We start from the raw sequence: 21,312 nt of genomic DNA on the forward strand, positions 1-21,312 counted from the left end.
CAGACATTACATTCATTCAAACAATAGGAGGCGTGCAGCCACGTGAGGCGGAGGTGGCTGTACGCCCATATTCTGCATCATTATTGATTACTGAAATAAAAAATTGAATATAGAAGGGGCATGGCCCCGGGAGGTTGCAAATGAATTTACACGGAAGAGTAGCCTTGGTAACCGGTGCGGCGAATGGAATTGGCCGGGCGATAGCCTTATCGTTGGCTTCCTATGGCGCGCAGGTCGCGCTTGCCGATGTGGTAAAAGCGGAAGAAAGCGAACGCCTGATCGAAGAGATGGGCGGAAAAGCGTTCAGCGTGCACCTCGACGTGATGGACACACAAAGTATCAATGCGTGCGTAGAGGAAGTGGCGGCAAAATGCCAAAAGATCGACATCCTTGCGAACAACGCGGGAATTTATAATAACGGGCACTGCCTGAAGTATACGGAAAAGCAATGGGACCTGCTGATGAATATCGACCTGAAAGGAGCATTTTTCGTAGCACAGGCGGTGGCTAATCATATGGCGGAAAACGGTGGGGGAAGGATCGTCAACACATCCTCGCAGGCCGGAAAATCACCAGAGTATTCCAACGTCGGATATTGTATTGCAAAACGTGGGATCGTAGCGATGACACAGGTAATGGCTATGGAGCTTGCGGACTATGGGATCAATGTGAACGCGGTATGTCCGGGATATACGGAGACAGCGCTGCTGAAAAATTCCTACCGGGAAAAAAGCGAAGCGTATGGAAAGCCGGTGGATGTGGTAATCCGCGAAATGTTTGAAGAGGTACCTTTAAAAAGGCCGGCGCAGCCCTCGGAAATAGGAGAGCTTGTGGCGTTTCTGGCAAGCGACAGCGCGGCCTACATCACGGGCGAGTCGATCCTGATCAACGGCGGCAAGATGATGGAATAGTAAAAAACAGGTTTGGCCTGAGGCCAAATTTAAAAATGGGAGGAAAACAATGAAAAAAACAATTCGGTTAGTTGCTCTTGTACTTTCTCTGGTGATGTGCACGGTGCTGTTCGCTGCCTGCGACGGAAGCGGCTCTGCGGGGCAGGCGTCCCAATCACAACAGGAAACGAGCGCGCCTGAGGAAATGTCCGGAGCAGACACAGAAACGTCCATGGCGGCTGGCAGTGAAAGCTCCACGGGCGGGGAGGCCGCGACAAAGGCGGATGGCAGTAAGATCAAGATCGGCTTTTCGGTCGGCTCCACGACAGAGGAACGTTGGGTAAAGGAAATGGAAATGGCGCAGCAATACTGTGATGCAAACGGTATCGAGCTGATCGTACAGTCTGCGGACGACGATGCCAACAAGCAGATTACTCAGTGTCAAAGCATGATCAGCCAGGGGGTTGACGTGCTGATCGTGGCGGCAAAGGATTCCGAATCGGCGGGCGTGGTATGCGATATGGCGCACGAATCAGGGACTAAAGTAGTCGGTTATGAACGCGGTGTGAACAACGGCGATGTGGATTATTACATTGCTTTCAATCCGGTGCAGGTCGGTGAAATCCAGGCGCAGATGCTGGTAGACCGCTATCCCAGGGGAAATTACATCTGGCTGCACGGCGGCCCGGAGGACGGCCTTGTGCAGTCCTATATCCAGGGGAATACAACCGTGCTGCAACCGCTTATTGACAGCGGGGATATCACAATCGTGGCTGACCAATACTGTAAAAACTGGAGCGCCGACGAAGCAATGAAACATACGGAGAACGCGCTTTCCAAGGTAAATAACGATGTTGTGGCGGTGGTTGCGCCCAACGATTCCACCGCGGGCGGCGTTGTGCAGGCATTGGCGGCGCAAGGGCTTGATGGAACGGTTGGCGTTTGCGGACAGGACGGCGATATCGCAGCCTGCCAGAGGATCGTGGAAGGTACGCAGATCGGAACAGCGTTTAAATACCTGCCCACCCTCAATACGACGGCAATGGAAGTTGCGGTAGAACTCGCACGCGGGGAAACGGATCAGGTGGACGCAAGGGTTACGGACAAGGTAAACAATGGCTTTGCAGACATCCCTACGATCTATATTCCGGTCATCGAAGTAAACAAGGAAAATATCAATGATACGATTATTGCAAGCGGGTTCCATTCACTAGAAGAAGTATATGCAAATATTCCGAAGGACCAGTGGCCTGACGTAGAAGTGACGGGAGAACTGGACATTTACAAATACGCAAAATAATCAGTTGACAGGAAGGCATGGAGCGGCAGCCGGTTTTACCGGCCGCCGCCTGCCATAGCAGGGGGAGGAAAAGGTCATGTCGGAATATATATTGGAAATGAAAGACATTACAAAAAGGTTTCCCGGCGTACTGGCCCTTGATCAAATGAACGTTGGGGTAAAGCGGGGAGAGGTCCATGCGTTGTGCGGGGAAAACGGTGCGGGGAAATCCACGCTGATTAAAATAATCTGCGGTATGTACCCCTATGGAAGCTATGAAGGGGAATTGATGATCGACGGGGAACTGCAAAAAAACACGACGATCGAGGAGGCGGAAAATAAGGGCGTCGTATGTATCCAGCAGGAGCTGGCGCTGGTGGAAGAACTTTCCATACAGGAAAATATCTATATGAAGGAACCGCCAAACAGGCATGGGATCGTACAGTGGGAGGAGCTCTACTGTAAGGCAAAAAATATTCTGGAACGGGTTTCGCTCAATGTTGATCCGCGTATCAAGGTAAAGCATTTAGGCGTAGGGCAAAAACAACTGGTAGAGATAGCGAGGGCGCTTACGAGCAACCCTAAAATATTGATTCTGGATGAGCCGACCGCTGCCCTCACGGACAGCGAGGTGGAAATCCTGCTGAAAATAGTTGAAAATCTACGGGGCGAGGGCGTTACCTGTATCTATATTTCTCATAAACTGGATGAAGTATTTGCAATTTCAGATACAATCACAGTAATCCGCGACGGAAAGAAAATCCATACGGCTCCCGCAAAGGAGCTGACAAAGGAAACGCTGATCACGCATATGGTGGGGCGGCCGCTGGAACAGCAGTTCCCACGGGAAAGGCACACGGCGGGCGAGATCGTTATGGAAGTGAAGAACCTCACGGTTTACGACGAAACAGAGCCGACAATCAAGAGGGCGGACGATGTATCCCTGCAAATTCGCAAGGGAGAGATACTGGGAATCGCGGGCCTGATGGGCTCCGGCAGGAGCGAGATGTTTGCGAGCATTTTCGGGGCGTATGCCGGAAAACGTGAGGGCGAAATTCTTATACGCGGCAAAAAGGTGAATAACGCAACGCCCCTTGAATCCATAAAAAACGGATATTGTATGCTGTCAGAGGACCGGAAGCTGAATGGGCTTAACCTGATGATGAACGTACGGGAAAACGCAACGATGGCAAGCCTGGAAAAATTTTCCAGAGTCGTGGTGAACGAAAGCGCAGAGATCAAATATGTGCAGGAGCAGATCGACCAGCTCAGGATTAAGACGCCGACCATGGAAATGCAGGTCAGCAATCTTTCGGGCGGTAACCAGCAGAAGGTGGTTATCGCCAAATGGCTGCTCGCGAAGCCGGATATTCTTGTGGTAGACGAACCGACGAGGGGCGTTGACGTGGGGGCGAAATATGAAATATACAAGATACTCAACGCACTCGTAGACCAAGGGATTGCAGTGGTCATGATTTCATCCGAACTGGAAGAAATTTTAGGGATGAGCGACCGGATACTGGTTGTAAACCTTGGGAAGATCAAGGGCGAGCTGGATATTCAGGATGCTTCACAGGAAACCATCATGAATTGTGCTTTGGCAATGGATTAAGGGGGGAGACAAACATGAATGATACAAAGGCGGCGGACAGGAAAAAGAAAGTAGATATGCGCTCCTATATGATGATCATTGCGCTGATTGCAATCTGGATCATCTTTGCGATCACAACAGAGGGCGTGTTCATTACGGGAAGAAATATCTCAAACCTGCTGACACAAATGGCGGGCGTAACGATTCTGGGAGCGGGAATGGTATTCGTACTGCTGACCGGCAAGATCGACCTTTCGGTGGGCGCTCTTGTAACACTGACAGGCGTTGTGGCGGCAGTCCTTATGGCATGGAACGGATGGGCGACGATTCCTACGATCCTTGTCGTTCTCGCCATGGGCCTTGGGGTTGGCCTGCTCAATGGTTTTATTACGGTTTATTTAAAGGTTCCGGCATTCATTACGACGCTGGGGATGCAAATGGTGTTCCAGGGCGTGGTAATCGGTATTGGAAAAGGCGTATCGATCGCGCCCATGGCGGACATCTACAAGCAGATCGGAAATGGCTATATCGATACGCCGATTGTGATTGTACTGGGAGCGGTATGCTTCCTTGCCTACCTGACGCTGACTATGTCCAAACGGTCCCGGAGAAGAGCGGCGGGACTCGAAATGGAAAAACAGGGCTCCATGCTTGGCAAAATGGTACTGGTTGCAGTTGGAATAGCGGTGTTCGTATGGGTGCTGTCACTGTACAAAGGCCTGCCGATCGCCGTATTATTGATGATCGTGCTTGTGGTCGTGTTACAATTTTTTGCCGAAAAGACAAAAACGGGACGGCATATCTATGCGGTCGGTGGCAACGAGCAGGCTGCCTACTGCGCGGGCATCAATGTTAACAAGACCAACATGATCACTTTTGTCATTTGTTCTATGATGGCTGTCGTCGCGGGGATTGTGATTACGTCCAGGCTCAACTGCGGAAGCGCGACCTCCGGCGATATGAAGGAGCTCGATGCAATCGCAGCTGCGGTAATCGGCGGATGTAGCCTTTCGGGCGGCAAAGGGCGCGTCGTGGGGGCGATCCTCGGTGCAATCATCATGGCCAGCCTTGATAATGGAATGAGTATGCTGGGCATCGAAGCATTCTGGCAATATATGGTGAAAGGCGCGATCCTTATCATTGCGGTTGCGCTGGACGCGACTTCGCAAAAGGCGAAATAGGAAAGGAGAGCGGACATGAAGTATTGCTATAACGAGGCGACGACGCTCAAAAATTCCACGCTCGAGCGGGATATTGAGCTGGCGGAAAAAGCCGGATTCGAGTATATCGAACTTTGGCTGTGCCAGATAGAGCAGTATCTGGAAACGCATTCGATCAAAGAGCTACAAGGGCTTTTTGATGGAAGAACGATCAGGCCGTTTGCGTTTGATTCGTTTGAGGACATTCTTTTCAGCAGGGATTATAAAAAGCTGAAGGAGGATTTCACAAGGGCGTGCCAATACGGAACGGAGCTCGATGTGCACAATACCGTAATGGTTCCTTCGGTGTGGGAGGGCATCAACGACCAGTATTCGAAGGAAGAAATCACGGAGGAGGCGGTCAGCGTCCTTACGGAGCTTGCCGAAATCGCACGACCTTATAAAATGCGGCTGGCGTTTGAACCGATCGGCTTTGAGGACTGCGCGGTGCGCAGCCTGAAGGAAGCATGGGAGATCGTACAAAAAGTAAATCTTGACCATGTGGGGCTCACATTGGATGTATTTAACGAATACCTGTACTGCGGACTTAACGATATCGACGATATTAAAATGCTCGATCCGAAAAAAGTATTTATTTTCCATATCGACGATGCGCCGGTGCTGCCGCTTAAGGAATATAAACTTGACCACAGCGACCGGGTACCACCGGGAGAGGGGGGACTTCCATACAGGAAATTTGTGGAGAACCTCTGGAAAACAGGATATGACGAAGCCGCCTCGGTGGAGCTTTTCAATCCGGCGCTTTATGCCATGGATGCACAGGATGCGATCAACCATTGCTTTACGAGGGTAAAGGACGCCATAGACTTTACCCGGTAGCGATTCGGAACATTTTGGCGTAAATTACACCTACCATTCGGGCTTAATACCCGATCAGGCATAGCAAAAGCCCGGTGCAGTCATGCTCCGGGCTTTTGCTATACACTATAACGATAAGAGGTTAAGAAGTAAGCTTATTTCTTTTTCTGCCCATAATAAGCATTTGGGCCGTGCTTGCGCATAAAATGCTTGTCGCTGATGTAAGAGGGGATGTCGTCCATTTTCTGCGAGTTGTGGATAACCTCAGCGTGCCATGCCATCATGGCGACCTCTTCCAGAACGACTGCGTTATGGACCGCGTCAAACGCGTCCTTGCCCCAGGTGAAGGGGCCATGGCAGCTTACGAGCACCGCGGGAACATAATCAGGGTTAATTTCCCCCTGCTCGAACGTTTCCACGATTACTTTACCCGTATTGAGCTCATATGCGCTTTCTGTTTCTTCCTGCGTCAAAGGGCGCGTGCAGGGAATGCTGCCGTACATATAATCCGCGTGAGTCGTGCCGTACGGCGGAATCGCCCGCCGCGCCTGCGCCCAGATGGTGGCCCAGCGCGAGTGCGTATGTACAACGCCGCCCACATTTGGAAAATGTTTGTAGATTTCAAGATGCGTGAGCAGGTCGGAGGAAGGGTTGTAATCGCCCTCCACCACGTTTCCCTCCATATCCACGACGACCATATCGTCAGGGGAAAGCTCCTCATAATCTACGCCGGAGGGTTTGATCACCACAAGCCCTTTCTTTCTGTCTATACCGGAGACATTGCCCCAGGTATAGATGACAAGGTTCCTTTCGGGAAGAAGAAGGTTTGCTTCATACACATTTTGCTTTAATTTTTTCAACATGATTTTATCCCCGCTTATTTGAGCTTCCAGACGATATCATTCCATGTGAGTTCTTTTTCAAGCGCGTCGATGGTTGTGTCCTTGCCGATGTGGATACATTCAATACCCAGCATATTACAGAAATCCTTCATATGCTCCGCATCGAGCTGGTAGGATAGAACCGTATGGTGCGCGCCGCCCGCGAGTATCCATGCCTCCGCAGAGGTGGAAAGGTCAGGAAGGGGACGCCACATCACCTGCGCGACGGGGAGGTTTGGCATATCGTGGTAAGGCTGGCAGGCATCCGCATCGTTGATGATCATGCGGAAACGGTCGCCCATGTCGATGAGCGTTACGAGGATGACGGGGCCCGAGCTTGCGCTGAAGGACAGCCTTGCAGGATCCTCGCGGTCACCGATTCCAAGAGGATGAACCTCAATTTTCGGCTTGTCGCAAGCGATATCCGGATCCACCTCAAGCATATGCGCGCCAAGGATCGCTTCGTTGCCCGGTTCCATATGATAGGTATAATCCTCCATGAAGGCCGTGCCTCCGGGTACGCCCGCAGCCATCAGCTTCATAATCCGTGCAAGGGCGGCTGTTTTCCAGTCTCCTTCGCCCGCAAAGCCATAACCGTCGCGCATCAGGTTCTGGGTGGAAAGGCCGGGTAGCTGGCGCAATTCCTGCAGGTCCTCAAAGGTATCCGTATACACGTCGCAGCCGATTTCAGCCAAAAACTCACGGATCGCGATTTCTTCCCGCGCCTGGTAACGGATTGCGTCTATATTGTCTGTTGCGATGGTGTAACGTTCCTTATATTCTTCCATCTTTTTGTCGATCTGTTCCTCGGTGACCTTGTTTGCCTTCGCAATAAGGTCGCCCACGCCATATGTGTTGATCGACCAGCCAAGCTTGATTTCTGCTTCCACGCGGTCGCCACAGGTAACCGCAACCTCGCGCATATTGCTGCCAAAGCAGCAAACCTTGAGCCTTTTCGATTCAAATACGCCGATTGCGCTGCGCATCCAGTGGCCGATGCGTCCCAGTGTTTTCGGATCCTGCCAGTAACCGGAGATCACCTTGCGCGGCAGGCGCAGGCGCGCGCCGATAAAGCCGAACTCACGGTCGCCATGGGCGGATTGGTTCAGGTTCATAAAGTCCATATCGATCTCATTCCACGGAATATCGCGGTTAAACTGCGTGTTCAGGTGAAGCATTGGCTTTTCGAGCTTGTTCAGGCCGTTGATCCATCTCCTGCTGGGAGAAAAGGTGTGCATCCACGTAATAATACCCACACATTTCTCATCCGCGTTTGCAGCCATGATTGTCTGCTCAATGGACTGGGAATCGTGCACTGCCGGCTTGTAGACGACTGTGCAGGGTATTTCCTTGCTGTCATTAATCCCTTTTGCCATTATTTTTGCGTGGTCGTTTACCGCGTCGATTACCTCCGGGCCGTAAAGCGGCTGCGTCCCGGCAATAAACCAGAATTCATATTGTTTCGTATCGTGATTCATATCGTATACTCCTGTTTTTAAATTTGCGATGGCACAAATGCGTTTCTTTTAAACAACTATTTCGTATTGATTTTAATTTCTTTGAGGCGCTTCATCACGTCGTTTTCGCCCCTGCCGAAGTAATCGTGCAGGCGGCGGTATTCTGCGAACAGTTTCTCGTAAACGGCAACGTTTTCGGGAATAGGCTGATAAACGAGGTCTTTGACCTTGCCCATTTTCCGCGCGGCCTCAAATACGTCGTCATATCCGCCGGCTGCCTTGCCCGCCGCAACCGCGGCAAAGATCGCGCTGCCAAGCGCCGGGCCCTGCTCGGAGCCTGCAAGCTTGATCGGCATATTGAGCACATCGGAATAAATCTGCATCATCATCTGGTTTTTCTGGCTGATGCCGCCGGATGCAAAGAACTCTTCAACGTCCACGCCATTTTCGCGGTAGTTTTCCACGATCATTTTGGTGCCGTAAGCAGTCGCTTCGATAAGAGCACGGTATATTTCCTCCGCCTTTGTTTGCAGCGTCATGCCCATAATCATGCCCGTAAGGTCGACGTCCACCAGCACGCTGCGGTTTCCGTTCCACCAGTCAAGCGCCAGAAGCCCGCTTTCACCGGGCTTTAACTGCTGTGCCTTTTCCGTAAGGTAAACATGGATGTTTTTTCCTTCTTTTTTCGCTTCTTCCACATAAGATGCGGGGCAGCAATTTTCCACAAACCACGCAAAGTGGTCACCGACGCAGGATTGCCCCGCTTCATATCCAAAGAAGCCGGGCATAACGCCGTCCTCCACAACGCCGCACATGCCGGGCACCTGTTTTTCCACAGAGCCCATCATGATGTGGCAGGTGGATGTGCCCATGATCGCAAGCATCTTGCCAGGGCCGTCGATGCCGACTGCCGGTACGCACACGTGCGCGTCAACGTTACCCACAGCAACGGCGATGCCCGGCTTAAGGCCAAGTTTTTTTGCCATTTCTTCCGTAAGCTCGCCCGCTTTCTCGCCAAGCGGGATGATCTGCGTACCCAGTTTTTCCTCCACAACGTTCTCAAGGCGCGGATCGAGCGCTTTGAAAAATTCTTTGGACGGATAGCCGGTGCGCTTGTTATAAATTTCCTTGTAACCTGCCGTGCAGGAATTGCGCGTTTCTTTTCCTGTCAGCTGCCAGATGATCCAGTCTGCCGCTTCAATCCAGCGGTCCATCTCTGCGTAAATTTCAGGGGCTTCGTCAAGTATCTGCCACAGCTTCGGGATCGCCCACTCGGAGGAAATTTTTCCGCCGTAGTTTGCAAGCCAGTTTTCACCGCGCTGCTCGGCGATCTCGTTGAGCTTATTCGCTTTATCCTGCGCTGCATGATGCTTCCACAGCTTAACATACGCATGGGGCGTGCTTTTGTATTCGTTCTTAAAGCAAAGCGGGGTGCCGTCTTTGTATACAGGCAGGACGGTACACGCGGTAAAATCTGTGCCAATACCGATGATGTCGCCTGGATCGATGCCGCGGATAACCTCGGGAATCGTATGCGTGAGCACGTCAAGATAATCCTGCGGATGCTGGAGCGCCCAGTCGTGGCCAAGCGGCGTTCCGTCGGGAAGGGTTTCGTCCATCACGGCATGCGGATATTCGTAAATTGCGGAAGCGAGTTCTTCGCCGGTTTCCACATTCACGAGCACAGCGCGTCCGGACAGAGAGCCGTAATCAATACCAATCGAATATTTACTCATAATTTCACCTCATAATAGTGTATTTGGGATAACCTTTGCAGCGCAAAAGTTGTACGTACATCTTTGTTAATTTATTTTATCACAATCAAAAAAGGATTGCAATCGGTTCTGCAAGGAATTTAAATGCTTTTTGCGATCTTTTTTTCAAGGTTCAGGTGCTTTTTCGGATGCTGATTTTCCATGGCAGCAAAACAGGCGATTCTTTTTTTCCAGCCATCATCTGCAACAGCTTTTTTGCGGCAATAGCGCCCATCTCCTTTTTGGCGTGAAGCAGGGAAGTGAGCGGCGGTACGACAAATTTTGCAATGCCGCTGTCGTCAAAGCTCATGACAGCCATGCCGTCCGGTACTGATATTTTGCGGCGCGCAAGGATATCGATCAGCTTTGCCGCAACCTCGTCATTGTAGCAAAGCACCGCGTCGCAGCCGCAAAGACGTTCCATGATAATCTCCTCGGTTTGCTCCAGAATCATCTGTCTCGATTCCGTCGTATACCAGACGACCGCTTCGTCGTGAATCGGCAGGTCGGCGTCTGTAAGTGCGCGGCTGTATCCTGCATATCGTTCCGCCCCCTGCATATCATCGCTTTTGAAGATACCGCCGATATTACGGTACCCCCGATCAATCAGGTATCGAACCGCCTGCCTGCCGCCTTCGCGGTCTTCCATCAGGACAGATATCGGCGCGTCAAGCTCACGGTAATAGCTGTTGATAAAGACGATTGGAACGCCGGAAGCACCAAGCTTTTCATACAAAGCGATATTCGGGTTTGGCAGGGCCGATTTGGTTCCTTCTACAATAAGGCCGTCGATCGGTTTTTCCAGATACTCATGCAAAATCCGCTTCTCATTTTCAGTACGGTTTCTTGTGGCGGAAAGGTTCATGGAATATCCTTTTTCCGATAGCGTTTTTTCGATTCCGCTCAAAATTGTGGGAAAAATATAATCCGATATATAAGTCGTGATAACGCCAACTGTCATGGTGCGCGGGGCGCGGTTTTTACGGTAGCTTACATAAGTCCCGCTGCCGCGTACGCGAACGATGAGGGATTCTGCTTCGAGCTGGCTGATTGCCTGTCGCACGGTGTGCCGGCTCAACCTGTATTTTTCCGCAAGCTCATTTTCGCTTGGCAGGGTATCGCCGTTTTGGTAAACGCCGCAAACGATATCGCTCCTGAGCGTTTCGGCGAGTATTTTGTATTTGGGGATTGCTGTCATATCATACCTTCCAATCATGGATTCGATTTTGTTACTCTGTATCATACCCCGCGCTTCTGCAAATTACAAGAGGGCCGGTCAGGCAGACGGCGCGGCAAGTTCTTTGTAATAATATCCCTGTTTTTCACAAAAACGGTACCCTGCAGCTTCAAGCACGCCGCAGGAAGCTTTGTTTTTGGTATCCGGTTGTACGATGATTTCGCCTCCATGCGCATCCTCGAGAACCATCCTGCCAAGCTCCCCGATGATCGCTTTGCCAAGGCCCATCCGAAGGCAGCCCGGTTCGCCAATCAGGTAATCGATACTGAATGTAACGCCGGGCGAAGTGATTTCGTACCATTCCTCCTGCGCAAAATAACAGTCGTAATACTGGCAGAAACCGATGGGTATACCGCCATCTATCACGATAAAGTGATGGATAAAATCAAATTCCCCGTTTTTGTTTTCCGCCTCGCCGAGCCAGCTTTCCGGATGCTCGAACCATTTCAGGATGTAATCCTGATAAAGCCATTTTTTTAAAATCGGCAGATCATTGACAGTAAAGGGCCTCAGTATGACTGGTTCCATATAAAATCCTCCGGTTTTCACTGGTTTGGCGGTATAAAAAGGTTATTTTATATTAATAATCGCCGGACTGTGTTTTGAAACCGTGAATTTGATACGATTTGTGATAAAAAAGTTGGGTTTTCTTAATTGATTCCGCATCAAAAATTCAGTATAGTGTAATTAGTAAAAATAATAGGGGGAAACAGGGAATATGAGCAGGATTCTGGCTTTTGATTTCGGTGCATCCAGCGGGCGTGCCATGATCGCGCAGTTTGTGGACGGCAGGATTACGATGGAGGAGATCCACCGTTTTACAAATGATCCCGTATCGGTGCGGGAGACGCTTTATTGGGACGCGCTCAGGTTGTTTTTCAATATCAAGCAGGGTATTACCAGGGCAGTGAACGCGGGCGGCTTTGACATGATCGGCATTGATACGTGGGGCGTCGATTTTGGATTGATCGGCTATGACGGCCAGCTGGTGCAGAATCCTGTGCACTACCGCGACGGGAGGACGAAACAGCCATACCGCGATTTTTTCAAAAAAATAACGCCGGATGAGCTTTACGAAACAGCGGGTATCCAGCATATGGCGATCAATACGCTCTACCAGCTTTACGCGCTGAGGGAGCAAAGCCCCGATCTCCTCGACCAGACACAAAAGATACTTTTTACGCCGGATTTATATAATTATTTTTTGACCGGTGAAATGAAAGCGGAATACACGATTGCCTCAACCTCTGAGATGCTTGACGCAAAAAAGCGGGACTGGAGCGATAAACTACTGGGACTTGTGGGCATACCGCGCGAGAAGCTGTGCGATATTACGATGCCCGGTTCGAAATGCGGCCTGCTGTCGGATGAGATTTGCCATGAGCTTGGCGCGCCAAAAGCCACGGTGATGTGTACTGCGTCGCACGATACCGCATCTGCCGTCGCGGCGATTCCCACGCAGGAAAAGGATTTTATTTTCATCAGCTGCGGTACGTGGAGCCTGCTCGGCACAGAGCTTGGCGAACCGTGCCTGAACGCAAAGGCGCGGGAATATAATTTTACCAACGAGGGCGGTGTAAATGATAAATACTGCTTTATGCAAAACATTATGGGCACATGGCTGATTCAGGAATCGCGCCGCCAGTGGATACGCGAAGGGGAGGAATACGGCTTTGGCGAGCTGGAAAGCGAGGCTACGAAGGCTGAGGGATTCCGTTGCTTTGTGGACGTGGACGACGAAGCGTTTGTCGAGCCCGGAAACCTGCCGCGCAGAATACGCGCGTACTGCAGGCAGACCGGACAATTTGAGCCGCAGGCAAAAGGCGAGATTATCCGGTGTATTGACGAAAGTCTTGCAATGAAGTTTGCCTACAGCATTGCGCGCCTGGAGGAGTGCACGGGGAAAACCTATGGTACGGTCCATATCCTTGGCGGGGGAACCAAAAGTGCGCTCCTGTGCCAGATGACTGCAAACGCAACCGGAAAAACGGTTGTGGCCGGGCCGGATGAAGCGACGGTGCTCGGAAATGTAGCCGTGCAGCTGATTGCCGCGGGAGAGATCGCGGATGTGGCGGAGGCGCGCAGGGTTGTGGAGCAGTCAACCGGCCTGAAGAGGTACGAGCCGCAGGATACGCAGCTGTGGCAAACGCACTTTGAAACCTATCAAAATATTATGGAAGGCCGGTAAGCATGGGTATGAATGCACTGGAACGGTGCAGAAACACAAGCCGTCCTCCGACCGGCATAATGGGGCGTAAAAAGGGATGAAAAACGGCTGTATTACAAAATATAATACAGCCGTGAAAGCACCTTTGCTATAAGCTTTTTCGCTATTCCTTGTTTACCTTCTGGCGGTAAGCCTCCATTTCCCAGTTGGTGATGAAATGGATGAGTTCAGGCGTCATGTGGAGCGGCCCGCCAAAGCTTTCGGAGTAGACGGCGACCTTGACTGCGTCGAGGAAAAGCAAGGATGCGGTGTCGATTTCCTTTTGGGTGTCGGACAGAACAAACGCGCCGATATCTTTGATGCAAACAATTTTGGGCAAGTAGCCGTACCTTAATTCGAAATCCTGGAATTTTACGTTCATAAGGTCGGGCGATTCGGTATACAGGAATTCGGCTTTGCAGTATACGATATGGTCTGGCGTGAATGCAGCAGAAATGGGCGCAAACGCATGTTTGGAGGAAAGAAGGGACATAACCTCCCTGTTGGCGATGAAGCCGGCTTTGGCGTTTTGGGAGTAGAGCGCCGCCAGTTCCCGCTTTAAGGCATCGGTCTTTTCCGCGTCATAAGGAACAGCGGAAAAATCGGGCTTGCGTTTGAGCCTGCCCTTCAGGCGTGTCATCACACGTTCCATCAGCTGATCGATTTCGCCGCGCGTATCTGCGGCGATAAAAATACCGTGGTTTTGCAGCAGAAGAAGCTGAGCATCCCTGCCGTTTTGTTCGCGGTATTCGCGGAGCTTTTCCATGCACAGCACGGAAAGCACATAGCCCGGACGCGAAAGCGGGATCCAGACGCATTCGCCGGGAAACAGCTCCCTGGCAATTTCTTCACCGCCAGCACCGCAGGTAAGGCCGTTTACAAGAGCCGGATGCACGTGCAGTATGAGCCGGAATGGAAACAGGTTGTGCAGTGTTGTTTCCACGCTGGGGCGTTGGTTTTCAAAGCCGGGAAGGCGGGCGGCCATAAGGTCTTTGAGGGATGCGGCCTCGCGCTCCTTATCGCCCTGTGGATAATCTGCGGCCATCATGCGGTCAAGCTTTGCGCGATCCATACCCACAAAACCGTCCGCTGTGATTGTGGCGAGCGTTGTGCCGGAGCCTTTGACATACATCTCTTTTTCATCTTTCAGGGAGGTATTGCCGCCGCCGGCGAGAACATAATCAGGGTTTTTTCCATAATCGTTGGAAAGAGCTACTAATTCGGAAAGATTCACTTTGCATAACCTCGTTTCATAGAATTTTTCGGATGAATGCTTGTTCTTTGAAAACAATGGAAAACATGTTATGATGAAAACGAAAACTGTTAACAATTATTCTACTGTTATTGTAATCAATTCAGCCTGTTATTTCAACATGAAACAGTGTACCACATACAAAAACTTTGGAAAGAATTTATTTTGCGCCTGCAGTGGGTATCATGCGTGGCGGACGCAGGAAAGACGGAGGACAAAAATGGACAAAAAAACGTTATTAAAGGATCTGAACGCGCCGGAGCGGGAAGTGCGGCTTGAGGCTTTGCGCGGCTTGCGTGCTATGCTCGATTCAGGAGAAATCAAAGAGCCTGTGCGCACGGAGGATACAAACAACCATGTGCATACGACGTATTCGTTTTCCCCATATTCCCCTGCGTCGGCGGTTTATCATGCTTACATGAGTGGGCTGAGCACCGTAGGCATCATTGACCACGATTCGATTGGCGGCGCGCGGGAATTTATCGAGGCGGGCGAAATTATGGGAATCACGACAACGATTGGCTGCGAGGTGCGCGTAAGCTTTGCGGATACGCCGTTTAACGGAATGACGCTGAATAACCCGGACGAGCCGACGGTGGCGTATATCGCGCTGCATGGCCTGCCGCACAATAAGATCGACGAGCTTGACGTGCTGCTTTCCGGGATCAGGGAAAAAAGAAACGAGCGCAATGCCCTTGAGGTTGCACGGCTAAATGAAATACTGGAGCCTTATGGGCTGTCGCTCGATTTTGACAGGGATGTCAGGCCGCTGTCCATGGAGCATGACGGGGGCAGCATCACAGAGCGGCATATTTTATACGCATTGGTCAAAAAGCTGATCGACAAATACGGCAAAGGACAGCCGCTGCTCGATTTTATCGGGAACGATATGGGCATCGAGGTAAAGGGCGCCGCGCGGGGGATGCTGCTTGATACGGAATTTGAAGCATATGATTACGATGTGCTCAATATATTAAAGTCAAACCTCGTTCCGCGGTTTTTCATAGCGGGAGGGGACGACAGCCTGTCTGTAAAAAAGGTTGTGGATTATGCGCGCGGACTGGGCGTGATCCCAACGTATTGTTATCTTGGGGACGTGGCGGAATCGCCCACGGGAGATAAAAAGGCGCAGAAGTTTGAAGACGGTATTTTGGACGAGCTGATGCCGGTTGTCAAGAAGCTTGGCTTTGAAGGCTTTGCTTACATGCCCTCGCGCAATACGATACAGCAGCTTGAACGGGTGATGCAAAAATGCAGGGAATTCGGATTTTTTGAAATATCCGGCGAAGACATCAACCAGCCGCGGCAAAGTTTCATCTGCATAAAGCAGCGCGACGAGGCGTTCCGGCATCTGACAGATAATACGTGGGCGCTCGTAGGGCATGAAAACGCCGCCACGCTCGATCCGCAGGAATGTATTTATTCGGAATCGATCAAACAGGAATTCCCCCAAATGGATGAACGGGTGGACTATTTCAAGGAGATTGGGCTCCGGTACAGGAAATAAGGATAAAATACCGCTGTGGATCATCATAGCGGTATTTTTGATTGCCGGCAAAAGCATTGTTCAGGCCCGCCAGATTGAAAAGAAAAAAGTCAGGCGAGCTTGTTTCATGGGGTAAAAGCGAATAGAATAAAGATATTGGAAAAGGTAAATATCAGGCTGAATTTTCTCACAATAAGGAGGGCCGAAAAAATGGCACAAAGAATGATTTTGAATGAAACGTCGTATTTTGGACAGGGAGCGCTGGTCAATCTGGCGGACGAAGTGCGTATGCGCGGTTTTCGCAAAGCGCTCATCGTGACAGATGCAGATTTGATCCAATACGGCGTGGTGGAAAAGGTAACAAACCTTATGGACCAGAATGGACTTGCGTATAATGTGTTTTCCCAGGTGAAAGCAAATCCCACGGTGGATATCGTCAAAAAGGGGATTGGCGCATTCCGTTACAGCGGCGCGGATTACCTGATTGCAATCGGGGGAGGCTCGCCGATCGATACGGCAAAAGCAATCGGCGTAATTGCGAATAATCCTGAATTTGCCGACGTAGTGAGCTTGGAGGGGAATGCCGCGACAAAAAACAAGGCGGTGCCGATGATCGCGATTCCCACTACCGCGGGCACCGCGGCTGAGGTTACGATTAATTACGTGATTACGGACGAAGAGAAAAAGAGAAAATTTGTGTGCGTGGATGTACACGATATCCCGGTGGTGGCAATCGTCGATCCGGAGATGATGGCCTCCATGCCGCGCTCGCTTGCCGCGGCAACGGGAATGGACGCGCTTACGCACGCGATTGAAGGCTATACGACAAAGGGCGCGTGGGAAATGTCGGATATGTTCCATTTGCAGGCGATCAAAATGATCGCGCAAAATTTGAAGGACGCGGTAAACGGGGATATGAAGGCAAAAGAAAACATGGCGACCGCGCAATACATCGCGGGCATGGGCTTTTCCAACGTCGGCCTTGGAGTGGTGCACGGCATGGCGCATCCCCTCGGCGCTTTTTACAATACGCCGCATGGCGTGGCGAACGCGGTGCTGCTGCCTTATGTAATGGAGCACAACCAGGATGCGACAGGCGAGCGCTACCGGGAAATTGCGCGCGCAATGGGCGTGCAGAATGTGGACGCCATGAGTACGGATGAATACCGCAAAGCGGCCGTGGAAGCGGTGCGGGCACTGTCGCGGTCTGTGGAGATTCCGCAGACGCTGGCTGAAATCGGCGTAAAAGAGGAAGACCTCGAAAGCCTTTCGCAGTCTGCATTTTGCGACGTGTGCACAGGCGGCAATCCGAAGGAAATGACGCAGGAGAGTATTTTGGGCGTTTATCGATGGGCGCTCAATGGATAAACGCCTTTGAAAGGAGAAAGGACATATGAATTTTCATGTATTGCACCCGGCAGACCAGCTCTGTATGATGATGGAGCGCATCTATGCCTTTGGAATGACGACGACGTCAGGCGGGAACCTTTCGATCATGGATTCGGACGGCGATATCTGGATTACGCCCGCGTCGATTGACAAGGGAACGCTTACGCCCGACGATATTATGCAGGTAAAACCGGACGGAACGGTAATCGGCATCCATACGCCTTCCGTAGAGCTTCCGTTCCATAAGCAGATTTATGAAAAAAGGCCGGATATCAAGGCGGTGCTGCACGCGCACCCGCCGGCACTGGTCGCCTATTCGTCACTGAACAGGAAGCCGCTCACAGAAATGATTGCGAGCGTAAATTATGTATGCAACAACGTAAAGACGGCAGATTATGCGCTGCCGGGCTCAAAGGCGCTCAGTGAAAAGATCACAAGGGAATTTGAGGCGGGTACGGATATCGTTATCATGGAAAGCCACGGCGTTGTTTTGGGTGCGGGGAATATGTTCGACGCGTTCATGAAATTCGAGACGCTCGACTACTGTGCGCGCATCGAGATCAATGCAGCCCCGCTCGGCAGGCCGCGCGTGCTGACTGCGGAAGAGCTCGATATGTATTACAGGCGTTCCTTCCCTCAGCTCGAGGAATATCATCCGGGCGAATACAGCTCGGAGGAACGGTATTACCGCAGTGCGATGTGCACGTATATCAAACGCGCCTATAACCAGCAGCTTTTTACCTCCACACAGGGGACGTTTTCGCGCAGGCTGTCGGACGGCTCGTTTATCATTACGCCATATAATAAGGACAGGATGTACCTGGAACCTGAGGACATGGTCAATATCAGGAACGGACGCAAAGAACAGGGGAAAAATCCTTCGCGCGCAGTGAAGATGCACCAGGCGATTTACGAACAGCATCCTGATATCAATGCCATTGCGATTGCGCATCCGCCGAACATCATGGCCTTTGCCGTTACAGGTACGGAATTTGACGCGCGCCTTATCCCTGAGAGCTATATCATGCTCAAACAGGTACAGAGATTGCCGTATGGGGCGAACCTCAACGACCACGGGCAGGTCGTAAGTACGATTTCGATGAAAAATCCGGTGGCGGTCATCGAGAATGATTGCGTGGTGATTGCCGGATCCGGCCTGCTCAACGTGTTTGACAGGCTGGAGGTACTGGAATATTCCGCAAAATCGGTGCTTGCCGCAAAGCAGCTTGGCGAGCCGCATACCATCAGCGCAGACGAGGTAAAGGAGATTGAAGTGGCGTTTAAGCTGTAATGTTCAAACAAGCAGGAAAGAATAACAGGCTGAAAAATTCCGGGATTTATTCCGGAATTTTTTGATGTTGAAAGGATACGCCTGCTTAGGGCAAAACGGTTGGAATCTGTATATGCCTGCCGCCGGTATTATTGTAAATATGGGGAAAACGAGAGACGGGCGCATGGAGGCTCAGAAAGTAAGGGACAGGGAGTATGATCAAAAAAGCACCCGTATATAAGTCATCCGTCCAATCGAAAACATCCGAAAACGCGGCCTGAGCGTACGGTTTTTTTCATCTGCAACGCGGTGCATTATCCCCAAAAAACCACTTTATATAAGGCGTCCGGACGCGCGCGTTATGCGCGCTTTTTTTCTGTATGGAAATCAGGATAATTTAACCAAATTTGTGTTGATATATGGTATAATATAAGTTACTGGTTTTTTGTCAGGCGTGGCCGGAACGACGAAGGGTTTGTGCCTGCCTGAACGGATACCCGGCTTTTATGGCAATTTGTCAAAAGGTTGGTTACGGGCTTTTGGTATAAATTGCATATGCAAGCGTTTTATCAAACGTTTTGATAACCTGCATTCAGTTAAATAGCTGTAGAATAAGTGAGGTATTATGAATCGATTTGAATTACATTCCAAATATGCACCCGCGGGCGATCAGCCAAAAGCAATCGACGAGCTGGTGCGCGGCGTAGAGGAAAACAAGCGCGCGCAGGTATTGCTCGGTGTTACGGGAAGCGGAAAGACGTTTACCATGGCAAACGTCATCGCACGCACGCAGCGCCCGGCGCTGATACTGGCGCACAACAAAACGCTTGCGGCGCAGCTGTGCAGCGAGTTCAAGGAGTTTTTCCCCAATAATGCGGTTGAGTTTTTCGTCAGTTATTATGACTATTACCAGCCGGAGGCGTATATTCCGGGACGGGATTTATACATCGAGAAAGATTCGAGCGTCAACGACGAAATCGATAAGATGCGCCACTCGGCGACGTCGTCGCTTTTGGAGCGAAAGGACGTCATTGTGGTGGCGAGCGTTTCGTGTATCTATTCCATTGGCGCGCCGGAAGATTACGGTAAGCTGGCGGTGGCGCTGCGCGAAGGCATGGAGTTTTCGCGAGAAGCGCTTCTTGATAAGCTTGTGTCCATCAACTTTAACAGGAACGATACGGATATGTCCCGCGGAACCTTCCGCGTGCGCGGCGAGATTGTGGAAATTTTCCCGGCGGCGCAAAGCGAAAAAGCTATCCGCGTCGAGTTTTTTGGAGATACGATCGAGCAGATTTCCGAGGTTGAGGCGCTTACGGGCAGAAAGCTGAGCAGGGAAAAATATGTGATTATCTTCCCCGCCTCGCACTATGCGATGGATCACGACAAAGTACTCGCGCATATCCCAAACATCAAAAAAGACCTGCTTACGCAGATAGAGATGTTTAAAAACGAAGGGAAGCTGCTCGAAGCAGAGCGTATCCAGCAGCGTACGATGTATGATATTGAGATGCTCAAGGAACTGGGATACTGCTCCGGCATTGAAAACTATTCGCGGTATTTTGACGGAAGGTCGCCGGGCGATCCGCCGTATACGCTGATGGATTATTTCCCGGACGATTACCTGCTTTTTGTGGATGAATCCCATGTGACTCTCCCACAGGTGCGGGCAATGTATAACGGAGACCGTGCGCGCAAGCAGATGCTGGTGGATTATGGCTTTCGCCTGCCTTCGGCTTTTGATAACCGTCCATTGCAGTTTGCGGAATTCAACGCCCGCGTGAATCAGGCAGTGTACGTTTCCGCAACGCCTGCGGAATATGAACGCGGCCTTGCAGACGGAGAGGTGGTAGAACAGATCGTCCGGCCGACAGGACTTTTGGATCCGGCAATCGAAATCAGGAAAACAGAAGGGCAGCTTGACGACCTGCTGGGAGAGATTGGCGATATCGCTGCGAGGAAGAAGCGCGTGCTCGTTACCACGCTCACCAAGCGCCTTGCGGAACGCCTGACTGAATATTATACGGAAATGGGTATTCGCGTGAAGTATATGCACTCGGATATCGAAACGCTGGAGCGCATCGAGATCATTCGCGGGTTACGGCTCGGGGAGTTCGACGTTTTGGTAGGGATTAACCTTCTGCGCGAGGGGCTTGACATCCCGGAGGTAGAGCTTGTGGCGATACTCGATGCGGATAAGGAAGGGTTCCTGCGGAACGAAACGTCGCTCATCCAGACGATCGGGCGCGCCGCGCGTAATGCGGAAGGGCGCGTGATTTTGTATGCCGACAAGATGACGAAATCGATCAATGCCGCTGTTTCAGAGACAGAACGCCGCCGCGCGTTGCAGCAGAAATACAACGAGGAGCACGGCATCACGCCGACGTCGATTTCAAAAGATGTGAGCGAAGCGCTTGCGATCTCGCAGAAGGCGGAGGAAGAAATTGTGAACCTGCCCAAGGGCGAGCTTAATATGCGTATCGACCTGCTGACGCAGCAAATGAAGCAGGCAGCCGCGGAACTGGAATTCGAGGTTGCGGCCAAACTGCGCGATATGATAGAGGAATTGAAAAAGCAGAAGTAAAAATTTTGCGTGAGCCGCCGT

Annotated in this window: 16 protein-coding genes; 10 read left to right on the forward strand and 6 right to left on the reverse strand. The window is 51.2% G+C overall.

Translation table 11 applies throughout. From position 1 onward, the window contains the following. The first annotated feature begins 140 nt into the window (after window positions 1–140). From ACS5WU_RS13480 to ACS5WU_RS13500, 5 genes are all read left to right on the forward strand, one after another. Complete coding sequence (locus ACS5WU_RS13480) at window positions 141–911, forward strand: SDR family NAD(P)-dependent oxidoreductase (protein ID WP_302760759.1); 771 nt, start codon at window positions 141–143, stop codon at window positions 909–911. A gap of 49 nt (window positions 912–960) precedes the next feature. Further along, window positions 961–2,190, forward strand: a complete 1,230-nt coding sequence (locus ACS5WU_RS13485; RefSeq protein ID WP_302760761.1) for a sugar ABC transporter substrate-binding protein — start codon at window positions 961–963, stop codon at window positions 2,188–2,190. A gap of 76 nt (window positions 2,191–2,266) precedes the next feature. After that, window positions 2,267–3,781, forward strand: coding sequence for a xylose ABC transporter ATP-binding protein (locus ACS5WU_RS13490; RefSeq protein WP_302760763.1), 1,515 nt, complete (start codon window positions 2,267–2,269; stop codon window positions 3,779–3,781). A gap of 14 nt (window positions 3,782–3,795) precedes the next feature. Beyond that, window positions 3,796–4,941, forward strand: a complete 1,146-nt coding sequence (locus tag ACS5WU_RS13495; protein ID WP_302760765.1) for a sugar ABC transporter permease — start codon at window positions 3,796–3,798, stop codon at window positions 4,939–4,941. Between the two features lie 15 nt (window positions 4,942–4,956). Continuing rightward, on the forward strand, window positions 4,957–5,799 hold the full coding sequence (locus ACS5WU_RS13500; RefSeq protein ID WP_302760767.1) for a sugar phosphate isomerase/epimerase family protein: 843 nt from the start codon (window positions 4,957–4,959) through the stop codon (window positions 5,797–5,799). A 134-nt stretch (window positions 5,800–5,933) separates the two neighbouring features. On the opposite strand, the gene ACS5WU_RS13505 is transcribed toward ACS5WU_RS13500, so the two are convergent. The 5 genes from ACS5WU_RS13505 to ACS5WU_RS13525 all read right to left on the reverse strand — a co-directional run bounded on the left by ACS5WU_RS13505 (window position 5,934) and on the right by ACS5WU_RS13525 (window position 11,635). After that, entirely contained in the window at window positions 5,934–6,641 is a 708-nt protein-coding gene (locus tag ACS5WU_RS13505; RefSeq protein WP_046441838.1) for an L-ribulose-5-phosphate 4-epimerase, read from the reverse strand. A gap of 14 nt (window positions 6,642–6,655) precedes the next feature. Next, complete coding sequence (gene araA, locus ACS5WU_RS13510) at window positions 6,656–8,137, reverse strand: L-arabinose isomerase (protein ID WP_059109117.1); 1,482 nt, start codon at window positions 8,135–8,137, stop codon at window positions 6,656–6,658. Window positions 8,138–8,193: 56 nt separating this feature from the next. Beyond that, complete coding sequence (locus ACS5WU_RS13515; RefSeq protein WP_302760771.1) at window positions 8,194–9,852, reverse strand: ribulokinase; 1,659 nt, start codon at window positions 9,850–9,852, stop codon at window positions 8,194–8,196. 151 nt (window positions 9,853–10,003) lie between these two features. Beyond that, the gene (locus ACS5WU_RS13520) at window positions 10,004–11,113 is read right to left on the reverse strand and encodes a GntR family transcriptional regulator (protein WP_082103313.1); all 1,110 of its coding nucleotides are present in this window, start codon (window positions 11,111–11,113) and stop codon (window positions 10,004–10,006) included. Between the two features lie 33 nt (window positions 11,114–11,146). Then, window positions 11,147–11,635: a GNAT family N-acetyltransferase gene (locus tag ACS5WU_RS13525; protein WP_302760817.1), complete on the reverse strand. Its 489-nt coding sequence runs from the start codon at window positions 11,633–11,635 to the stop codon at window positions 11,147–11,149. Window positions 11,636–11,825: 190 nt separating this feature from the next. Here ACS5WU_RS13525 and ACS5WU_RS13530 point away from each other — a divergent pair, with 190 nt between their 5' ends. Beyond that, window positions 11,826–13,295 (forward strand): rhamnulokinase, encoded by a 1,470-nt coding sequence (locus tag ACS5WU_RS13530; protein ID WP_059109119.1) that lies wholly within the window; start codon window positions 11,826–11,828, stop codon window positions 13,293–13,295. 142 nt (window positions 13,296–13,437) lie between these two features. On the opposite strand, the gene ACS5WU_RS13535 is transcribed toward ACS5WU_RS13530, so the two are convergent. Beyond that, entirely contained in the window at window positions 13,438–14,547 is a 1,110-nt protein-coding gene (locus ACS5WU_RS13535) for a class II aldolase/adducin family protein (protein ID WP_302760820.1), read from the reverse strand. Window positions 14,548–14,785: 238 nt separating this feature from the next. Here ACS5WU_RS13535 and ACS5WU_RS13540 point away from each other — a divergent pair, with 238 nt between their 5' ends. The 4 genes from ACS5WU_RS13540 to uvrB all read left to right on the forward strand — a co-directional run bounded on the left by ACS5WU_RS13540 (window position 14,786) and on the right by uvrB (window position 21,291). Beyond that, a complete protein-coding gene (locus tag ACS5WU_RS13540; protein ID WP_465089198.1) occupies window positions 14,786–16,072 on the forward strand; it encodes a PHP domain-containing protein in 1,287 nt (428 codons plus the stop codon). Window positions 16,073–16,261: 189 nt separating this feature from the next. Further along, complete coding sequence (fucO, locus tag ACS5WU_RS13545; RefSeq protein ID WP_059109122.1) at window positions 16,262–17,419, forward strand: lactaldehyde reductase; 1,158 nt, start codon at window positions 16,262–16,264, stop codon at window positions 17,417–17,419. A gap of 25 nt (window positions 17,420–17,444) precedes the next feature. Then, a complete protein-coding gene (locus tag ACS5WU_RS13550) occupies window positions 17,445–18,731 on the forward strand; it encodes a class II aldolase/adducin family protein (protein ID WP_046441849.1) in 1,287 nt (428 codons plus the stop codon). 604 nt (window positions 18,732–19,335) lie between these two features. Beyond that, window positions 19,336–21,291 carry an excinuclease ABC subunit UvrB gene (gene uvrB / locus ACS5WU_RS13555; protein ID WP_059109123.1) on the forward strand — a complete coding sequence of 652 codons (1,956 nt, stop codon included), beginning with the start codon at window positions 19,336–19,338 and terminating at the stop codon, window positions 21,289–21,291. Window positions 21,292–21,312: the final 21 nt, after the last annotated feature.

This window comes from Christensenella sp. KGMB01412, assembly GCF_055522415.1.